9 protein-coding genes are annotated in these 8,935 nt (G+C 57.5%); 7 read left to right on the top strand and 2 right to left on the bottom strand.

The window, feature by feature from the left end; genetic code table 11:
• Both C4S59_RS18510 and C4S59_RS18505 read left to right on the top strand, forming a co-directional pair.
• Positions 1-499: 4Fe-4S binding protein (locus C4S59_RS18510; protein WP_407703081.1), on the top strand; the 499-nt coding region annotated here is incomplete at its 5' end.
• Positions 496-1,383 (top strand): FAD:protein FMN transferase, encoded by an 888-nt coding sequence (locus tag C4S59_RS18505; RefSeq protein WP_160006959.1) that lies wholly within the window; start codon positions 496-498, stop codon positions 1,381-1,383. The genes C4S59_RS18510 and C4S59_RS18505, both read left to right, overlap by 4 nt.
• Here the strand turns inward: C4S59_RS18505 and C4S59_RS18500 are convergent.
• Together C4S59_RS18500 and pedF are read right to left on the bottom strand one after the other, a co-directional pair.
• Positions 1,380-2,276 (bottom strand): transporter substrate-binding domain-containing protein, encoded by an 897-nt coding sequence (locus C4S59_RS18500; RefSeq protein ID WP_103911883.1) that lies wholly within the window; start codon positions 2,274-2,276, stop codon positions 1,380-1,382. The genes C4S59_RS18505 and C4S59_RS18500 overlap by 4 nt on opposite strands.
• An 18-nt stretch (positions 2,277-2,294) precedes the next feature.
• Positions 2,295-2,975 (bottom strand): cytochrome c-550 PedF, encoded by a 681-nt coding sequence (pedF, locus tag C4S59_RS18495; protein WP_103911882.1) that lies wholly within the window; start codon positions 2,973-2,975, stop codon positions 2,295-2,297.
• Between the two features lie 158 nt (positions 2,976-3,133).
• On the opposite strand from pedF, the gene C4S59_RS18490 reads away from it, so the two are divergent.
• The 5 genes from C4S59_RS18490 (at position 3,134) to C4S59_RS18470 (ending at position 8,920) form a co-directional block, all read left to right on the top strand.
• Positions 3,134-4,303: an ABC transporter substrate-binding protein gene (locus tag C4S59_RS18490; protein ID WP_103911881.1), complete on the top strand. Its 1,170-nt coding sequence runs from the start codon at positions 3,134-3,136 to the stop codon at positions 4,301-4,303.
• A gap of 1 nt (position 4,304) precedes the next feature.
• Positions 4,305-5,267, top strand: a complete 963-nt coding sequence (locus C4S59_RS18485) for a YVTN family beta-propeller repeat protein (protein ID WP_103911880.1) — start codon at positions 4,305-4,307, stop codon at positions 5,265-5,267.
• Positions 5,268-5,372: 105 nt separating this feature from the next.
• Positions 5,373-5,921 (top strand): tetratricopeptide repeat protein, encoded by a 549-nt coding sequence (locus C4S59_RS18480; RefSeq protein ID WP_103911879.1) that lies wholly within the window; start codon positions 5,373-5,375, stop codon positions 5,919-5,921.
• A gap of 423 nt (positions 5,922-6,344) precedes the next feature.
• Positions 6,345-8,105 (top strand): PQQ-dependent methanol/ethanol family dehydrogenase, encoded by a 1,761-nt coding sequence (locus tag C4S59_RS18475; protein ID WP_103911878.1) that lies wholly within the window; start codon positions 6,345-6,347, stop codon positions 8,103-8,105.
• A gap of 143 nt (positions 8,106-8,248) precedes the next feature.
• Positions 8,249-8,920 carry a response regulator gene (locus tag C4S59_RS18470; protein ID WP_103911877.1) on the top strand — a complete coding sequence of 224 codons (672 nt, stop codon included), beginning with the start codon at positions 8,249-8,251 and terminating at the stop codon, positions 8,918-8,920.
• Positions 8,921-8,935 lie beyond the last annotated feature (15 nt).

The raw sequence follows: 8,935 nt of genomic DNA, 5'->3' as shown, positions 1-8,935 counted from the left end.
GCCCCAGATCGACGTACCAGCGGCATGGGACAAGCGGCTCAAGTACCTGAAATACGTGGTGCTGGCGGGTCTGATCGCCATTGCCTTTATCGCGCCTGACCAAGTCGACAAAGCGGCCGAGGTCGAGCCATTCAAAACCGCGATCACCACCTTCTTTGTGCGGGAATGGTACTATGTCGCCTACGCCGTGTTCTGGCTGGTGCTGGGCATGGTGATGTTCAAAGGGTTTTGCCGCTATGTCTGCCCGCTTGGAGCCGTGATGGCGATTGGCGGGTTGCTGCGGGGACGCGACTGGATCGCACGACGGGAAGAATGCGGATCCCCCTGCCAGCTGTGCCGCGTGAAATGCCAATACGGCGCGATCAAACGCACCGGTGAAATCCAATATAGCGAATGCTTCCAGTGTCTGGATTGCGTAACCATCCATGATGATCCAAAACAATGCGTGCCTCTGATCCTGAAGGAACGGGGCAGCAGACAGAAGGTGGCCGCAGAATGATTTCGCGCAGACGTTTCCTGACCATTAGCGCGGCCGCGCTTGCCACTCCGGCAATGGCATCGGCGCCCGTTAAATGGCAGGGCGTCGCGATGGGGGCCGAGGTTTCCCTGACGCTGGATGCGCCGCCAGAAATTGCAAAAACCGCGATTGCCCAAGTCCGCCAGTTGTTAGCGGAATGCGAGTCGCTCTTCAGCCTATATGATCCGTTCTCGGCCCTGTCGCAGTTGAACAAAGACGGTGTCTTGCTGCGGCCTGATCCCAGATTCCATCGGTTGATCACCCACAGTGACCGCATGCATCGCGCCACAAATGGCCGGTTTGATCCCACGGTCCAACCGCTGTGGTCTGCCTTGGCACAGGGCCAAGATCCTTATCCTTTCCAGCACCTGATCGGTTGGGAACAGGTCACGTGCACGCCGGATCGCATAACCCTTGGCGCGGGTCAGGCACTGACCCTGAACGGTATTGCGCAGGGCTTTGTCACCGATCTGGCGACGCAGGTTTTGGTTGATGCAGGCCTGACAGATGTTCTGGTCAATATCGGCGAGTTTCGCGGCAACGGGCGCAACTGGACCTTGGGCGTCTCTGATCCCGAATACGGGTTGGTCCAGACACGAATGTTGCGCAATCGGGCCATCGCCACTTCCAGCCCGACGGCCATGACATTGGCGGATGGCCAGCCACATATCGTGAACCTGCAAGGTGCGGGTCAGCCGCTGTGGTCAACCGTCAGTGTCGAAGCGGACGAGGCCGTAACCGCAGACGCGCTGTCCACGGCGTTTTGCTATGCGGATGCCTATGAAATCGCTGCCACGCTACGTGCCATCGACGGCGCGCCGACGGCGATTTGCGTCGGTCACAATGGCTCAATCACTGAACTTTAACGCAGCTCGGGCGGTCTGAAGGTCAGCCCGTAGCTGTCAAAGATCGCCTGCATGCGGCCATCCTGAATGGCGGCAACGATGGCGTCATCCACAGCATAGCTGAGGCCGCGATAGGCGAAATGTACCGCAACGCCGCTGGTCCAGTTGCCGGCGGCAAACCCCGGAAGCGGCGGCGTGTGTACACCCAAATCTTCGGTCAGACCAAACTCAAGCTGCGCCAAGGGGCCCATGGCCGCTTTGGTTTCGCCGTCAGCCAAAGCCTGCATTGCGCCCGCGGCTGTCGGGTACCGACGCACGTTGGCGGCCAGTTGGCCACCGGGGAACGACGTCAGGTAGAAATCGGCGATCGAGTCGTTTTCGACGGCCACCGTATCAAACCGGAAATAAGCCGGAACCGGCAGATCTTCGGGGTAGGCATCTTTGCGGTAGGCAATAGCAACCTCTTCGACGTGGTACTGGCCGGTAAAGACCACCTGTTCCACGCGGCAGGCATAGTCGCTGTCATAGGGGATGTGCAGCATGACATTCGCCACGCTTCCGCCAATCAGCGGACCTTTCCAGATCCAGTTGCGCAGATCGGCATCAAGGTTTTCGCCAGCTGTCACCAGCTTGAACCGGGGCTCAACACCCAGATCAGCCGCGATCAGACGGCCGATTTCGATATCGACGCCTTTGATCTTCCCGTCCTCCTCATAGGACCACGGCGGAAAATCTTCGTAAGCGGCGATTTCGATGTACCCACGATCAATGATCGTATCCAAATCCGCCCCCACGATATCGCGGCTGGCGTTTTGGGGTTTGGGTTGGGGCACGTGATCTTCGCACCTAGCCAGTGCGGGTCCCGCAAGGAGAGACCCGATGATTGAGGTGAGGAGGAAGGCGCGTCTAATCATGTGCCCCAATCTGCCGCGTTAGTTTGCGGCAGACAATCCGATTGTGAGCTGTTCGGCGGCTTCTGCATATTCAGGTGTATCACCTTCCAGAAGGTTCGCCGCACGCATCGCGATGCTGTCTGCAACGGGTGCGCCCGAAGCTGTTTCGATGTTGCCTGCGATTTCGGACAGCTCAGCCTGAAGCGCGGATGCATCATCACCTGCGGACATGCCAGCCAGTTCGTCACGGATTTCTTTCAGGCGGTCAGAATAATCGTCCAGCGCGCCGTCATCGGGGCGTGTTTCGATGTATGTGCGGATGGCCCAAGCGGCCTTTTGGCCCAGAAGCTCACCGAACGCAGGCATCTTGGTGATGCCGTTCTGCGTGTAGCCAACCTGGAAACGCTCTACATACCATTCGTCGCCGAACTCTTCGGCTTCGAGGTAACGCAGGTCGGGGGCCAGACCGCCCGATACAGCGCCCAGACCGTGGCAGCGCGCACAGTTCTGGTTGTAACCGGAATCACCGATCTTGATGGCGGCTGCCCATGTCTCTTCGCCGACTTCTTCAGCGCGGTAGGGGTTTTCTGTCAGCCATTCTTCGCCCACGTCGGGCAGAACGTCTGTGTTGATGGGCTGCGGGGCGACGTCACCATGGGCCATAGCCATTGTACCAGCCGTAAGTGCGCCCAAAAGTGTGATGCGAAAATCAACGAGCATGATTTCCTCCTGTTCATGCGGTTTCCACCGAGATAGCCCGACTTTCCACCACAGCGAAATGCGACCTTGGTTGAAGACCGCCACGATCTTCGACCATGGTCCAATGTGAAGGCGATATTTTGGATGCTCTAACGATGTTGGAGAGGGAGGAATTGTCGATGTTTCGACTGTTTCAGGTGTTTTTTCTGACACTTATGCTGCCGCAGGTTGTTTCTGCGGCAATCGAGATTCCGGTTGTCTATCTAAAACAAGACGTTCCCCGTCCGCCGGTCCTGTCCAACCTTGATCCGGTCCCTGATGATCTGGGATCTGCCGGGGCCGATTTGGGCCTTGCCGACAACATGACCACAGGCAAATTTCTGGGTCATACCTATACGCTGGAAACGATTGTCGTGCCGGAAGGCGGTGACTGGATTGCTTCTGCGAAACAGGCTCTGGCCTTGTCGCCCTATGTCATCCTCGATGCGCCATCCGACCTTTTGCTAGGGGTCGCCGACCTGCCCGAGGCCAAAGGTGCCCTGCTTTTTAATGCGACCAGCCCCGATGTGGCCCTGCGCAACGAATCCTGCCGTGCGAATCTTTTGCACACCTTGCCATCCAACCGCATGCGCACCGACGCGCTGATCCAGTTCTTTGTGAAACGTCGCTGGACGACACTGGCCCTGATATCCGGCACGCATCCGCAGGATCAGGCCTTTGCGGACTCGCTGAAACATTCGGTCACCAAGTTCGGCCTGAAACTGAAGGCGGAAAAAGAGTGGGTGTTCAACGCCGACATGCGCCGCAATGCCGCGCAGGAAGTGCCGCTGTTCACGCAGGATCTGGGGGAATATGACGCGCTGCTGCTGGCCGACGAGCTGGACGATTTCGGCCGTTATATTGCGTACAACACTTGGATCGCCCGCCCTGTCGCGGGATCGGACGGGCTACGTCCCGTTGCATGGTCCGACGTTGTCGAACAGTGGGGCGCGGTTCAGATGCAGAACCGGTTCCACGAAATGACAGGCCGCGACATGCGCAGCGAAGACTATGCCGCTTGGGCCGCCTTCCGGTCGCTGGGTGAGGCTGTCACGCGGACGCAATCCGATGATCCCGCAACTTTGCGCGACTACATCCTGTCAGAGTCGTTCGAACTGGCCGGCTTCAAAGGCCGCCCGATGAATTATCGCGGATGGAACGGCCAGTTGCGCCAGCCGATTCCGTTGGTCACAGGTCGTGCCGTTGTGGCCACCGCCCCCTTGGACGGGTTTTTGCATCAGGTCAGCGAGCTGGACACGCTGGGAATTGATCAGCCCGAATCCAAATGCACCGCTTTTGCCGAGGACTAAGATGAAGCTTATCGCCTTTGCCGCCGCCACGCTTTTGGCGGCCCCTGCCCTTGCCGACGAGATTTGGGTGACAAACGAAAAGGACGACACGATCAGCGTGATCGACATCGACACGCTTGAGGTCGTGCGCACCATCCCGACCGGTGAACGCCCGCGCGGCATCACCTTTTCCAAGGATCATTCGGTTGTTTATATCTGCGCATCCGACAGCGATGCCGTTCAGGTGATGGACCCTGAAACAGGTGAAATCCTGCATGACCTGCCTTCGGGCGAAGACCCCGAACAGTTCGTGCTGCACCCCGACAACCGCCGCCTTTATATCGCCAACGAGGACGACGCGATCACCACCGTTGTGGATACGGAAACCCGCAAGGTGATTGCCCAGATCGACGTGGGCATCGAACCCGAAGGCATGGCCGTGTCGCCCGATGGCACGATTGCGATCACAACCTCTGAAACCACCAACATGGCGCACTGGATCGACACGGAAAGCGAACAGTTGTTCGCGAATACACTGGTCGATTCCCGCCCGCGCCATGCCGAGTTTGTAAAAGAGGGCTCCGAGCTTTGGGTCAGTTCCGAAATCGGTGGCACAATCACTGTGTTTGATGTCGCGACCCAAGCGGAAAAAGGCAAAATCCGGTTCGAAATTCAGGGCGTTCACCCCGACCGCGTACAGCCTGTGGGGTTCGAGCTGACCGAAGATGAAAAAACCGCCTTCGTTGCCCTTGGCCCGTCCAACCATCTGGCCGTGATCAATGCCGATACATTTGAGGTCGAAGATTACATTCTGGTTGGCCGCCGCGTCTGGCACATGGAATTCAACGCCGACAAATCGCTGCTGTTCACCACGAACGGGGTGTCCGGTGACGTGACAGTTGTCGATGTGGCCAAGCGCAAAGCGATCAAGACAATCAAGGTAGGCCGTTTCCCTTGGGGGGCTGCGCTGCGCCCGACCAACTGATGGCAGGGTGGTAGATTAGGCCAGCAGTGCTGACCCGAAATACGACCATTGCCCCCAAGATCGCCAAGCGCATCCATGTTACGGTTTTCCCAGAGGAGATTTGCCGTGAAACACGTTTTATGCGCCATTTGTTGCGTTGTCGCGCTGCCTTTGGCAGCCGAGACCCAGACGATTGAAGACGATTTCGGAACGCTGAACCCGCAGGACACGGGCTTTGGCCGCGTGATGTCGAACATCGATAACGGCGTCACCGACATGGTGACCTGCGCCACCGGTTACTACATCACCAAATCCGGTCGCCACGAAGCCGCGCGCAAGCTGTTTCAGGCCTGTGCCGACGCCGGATACACCGGCGCGATGACGTGGATGAGCCAGCTGGATAACAACGGATTGGGTGGCGAATATAACCCCGATGCCGCTGCGAACTGGGATCTGAAGGCCGCCGAATTGGGCGACCCGGTCGGTAAGTTCAACTATGGACTGGACCTAATGCGCGGACATGGCGTGGCCAGAAATGATGCGCTTGGGCGGGCCTATGTGGACGAGGCCGCGAACGACGGTTTGAAGATCGCCAAGCGATTGCAGAACGCAGATTACGATCTGGATGAGGTGACACCAGACGCCGACAACTGGAAATACGCGCCGCTTTTCTAGGGGCTCCCCCTGCAGGTTATTACCTGCACAACGATTGCCTTGAGCAGTCAACGGCCGGCTGTGTTTCCCCGGTTTTTCGGGCGTGACACGGTCGGCTTTCGGCGTTCTTCCCAAAACCTGTTCGTGCAGCAATTGATCGGTCGGATTTTTTCAGTTTTTGCACGCGCCCGAACGAAGGGCTCGAACGCTCTTGTGAACAGAGCACTCCATTCGATATGCGTTTAAGGCGTTAAGATAAAACGGTATTTTCAAAATATCCGCTGCCAGATTTCTAATGGAACAGGCCTTGAAATCCAAAAAATCCGACCCATACGACCATGGTGCAATTTCGCCAAAGCCCCCCGCCCGAGATAGTTCAATCAGCCCCTAGTCCCGATTCGTCGGGGTCGGGCTGAAGGGACATAACGTCTAGGGAGGACACCTATGAACCGTTTCATTATGGCCGCTGTTGCTGGCGTATTGGCTGCAACAACCGCCTATGCCGAGGTCACCGAACAGGATGTGGCCAACGACCAGACCATCACCACACAGGTTGTGACCAATGGTATGGGTCGTCACCTTCAGCGCTACAGCCCGCTGGAGACTCTGAACAAAGAAAACGTCGATAACCTTGTTCCTGCCTGGGCCTTCAGCCTTGGTGGTGAAAAGCAGCGCGGTCAGGAAACCCAGCCGCTGATTTACGACGGCATCATGTACATCACGGGTTCCTATTCCCGTCTGTTCGCGATTGACGTCAAAACAGGCAAGGAAATCTGGCAGTACGACGCACGTCTGCCCGAAGGCATCCTGCCCTGCTGTGACGTAGTTAACCGCGGCGCGGCCATCTACGGCAACAACATCTATTTCGGCACACTGGACGCCCGCATCGTGGCTCTGGACCTGAAAACAGGTGACGTTGTCTGGCGCGACAAGATCGCTGACTACAAAGCCGGCTATTCCTACACTGCGGCTCCGCTGATCGTGAACGGTCTGGTTGTCACAGGCAACTCTGGCGGCGAATTCGGTATCGTTGGCGAAGTTCAGGCCCGTAACGCCGAAACTGGCGAAATGGTTTGGACACGTCCGGTGATCGAAGGTCACATGGGTACGCTGAACGGCGAAGAATCCACAATGACCGGCACGCTGAACGCGACATGGCCGGGCGATCTGTGGAAAACAGGCGGCGGCGCGACATGGCTGGGCGGTTCTTACGACGCCGAGACAGACACGCTGGTATTCGGCGCAGGTAACCCTGCTCCGTGGAACAGCTGGTTGCGTGCTGCTGGCAACCCCGAAGGCACCGAAGGTGACAACCTGTACGCAGCAAGCCGTATCGGCATCGACCCTGCAACAGGCGAAATCAAGTGGCACTTCCAGACAACCCCGCGCGAAGGTTGGGACTATGACGGCGTAAACGAAGTCGTCGCCTACACCGACCGCAACGGCGAAAAGCGTTATGCGACAGCTGACCGTAACGGCTACTTCTACGTTCTGGATCGTGAAACAGGCGATTTCGTAAGCGCGGCACCCTTCGTCAAGGACATCTCTTGGGCAAGCGGCATCGACGAAAACGGTCGTCCGATCTTTGTTGAAGAAAACCGTCCGGGTAACCCCGCCGAGGCAGCAGATGGTGCCAAAGGCGAAGTTATCTTTGCGTCCCCGTCCTTCCTGGGTGGTAAGAACTGGATGCCGATGGCGTTCTCGCAGCGCACAGGCAACTTCTATGTTCCGTCCAACGAATGGGGCATGGACATCTGGAACGAGCCGATCACCTACAAAAAAGGCGCGGCGTACCTGGGTGCGGGCTTTACCATCAAGCCGAACTACGAAGACCACATCGGCAGCCTGAAGGCGATCGATCCGGAAACAGGCGACTGGGTCTGGGAATACAAGAACGAAGCACCGCTTTGGTCGGGTGTTATGACCACCGCTGGCGGTCTGGTATTCTTCGGCACGCCTGAAGGTGAATTCATCGCTCTGGATGACGAAACAGGTGAAAAACTGTGGTCGTTCCAGACAGGTTCCGGCATCGTCGGTCAGCCCATCACATGGGAACAGGACGGCGAACAGTATGTGTCGGTTATCTCTGGCTGGGGTGGCGCGGTTCCGCTCTGGGGTGGTGAAGTTGCCAAAAAGGTCAACTACCTGAACCAGGGTGGCATGCTGTGGACATTCAAGCTGCCCAAGCAGCTGGCCATGAAGTAATCCAACCCATTGGATAAAAACGGAAACGCGCACCCGACAACGGTGCGCGTTTTCCTATAAGACCTTCCGCTAATAGGCGCTGGCGGGCTGGCTTGGTACGATTATTTCAGGTTCCGTACTATTAGGAGCAAGGTCCGCCTTATATGCTTGCGCACGCCCCCATTCATTGCGTTTTCAAATCGGTTCTGATCGTCGATGATCACCCGCTGTTTTGCGATGCGTTGTCGATGACGCTGCAATCGGTGGCGAATATTGGCGAAATCCACACAGCCGATCGCTTGGACCGCGCAATTGAGATGCTTGAGGGCGGGTTAGAGCCTGACGCGATCATGCTGGATCTGAACATGCCCGGTGTTCAGGGACTGGAAGCGGTGCGGAAACTGATAGGACTGGCAAAGGCCCCTGTGATCGTGGTGTCTTCGATGACCGAGGATTGCCTGATCAGTCAGGTCATCCATTCCGGCGCTGCGGGCTATGTGCCGAAACACAGCCAAAGGGACGTGTTCCGAAACGCGTTCAAGGCGTTGCAAAATGGCGAAACGTTTCTGCCCGAGGGCTGCGTTTTGCTTGAGCCGGACGAAGACAGCGTCCGCAACTTTGAAGCACAGCGGCTGGCGACGCTGACAAAACAACAAACGCGGATACTGGAGCTGATCTGCCAAGGGAAACTGAACAAGCAAATCGCCTTTGATCTGTCGATTGCCGAGACGACCGTGAAAGCGCATGTCAGTGCAATCATTCGAAAGCTCGGGGTGCAAAGCCGGACCCAAGCGGTGTTGATGGCCAAACGCGCGCCAGAGATCAATCGCTTGTAACCCCGGCGAACTCAC

This window comes from Thalassococcus halodurans, from assembly GCF_900108225.1.
GTDB lineage: Bacteria > Pseudomonadota > Alphaproteobacteria > Rhodobacterales > Rhodobacteraceae > Thalassococcus > Thalassococcus halodurans.
Note: the sequence above shows the minus strand (reverse complement) of the source record. Positions and strands in the feature narration are given on the sequence as shown.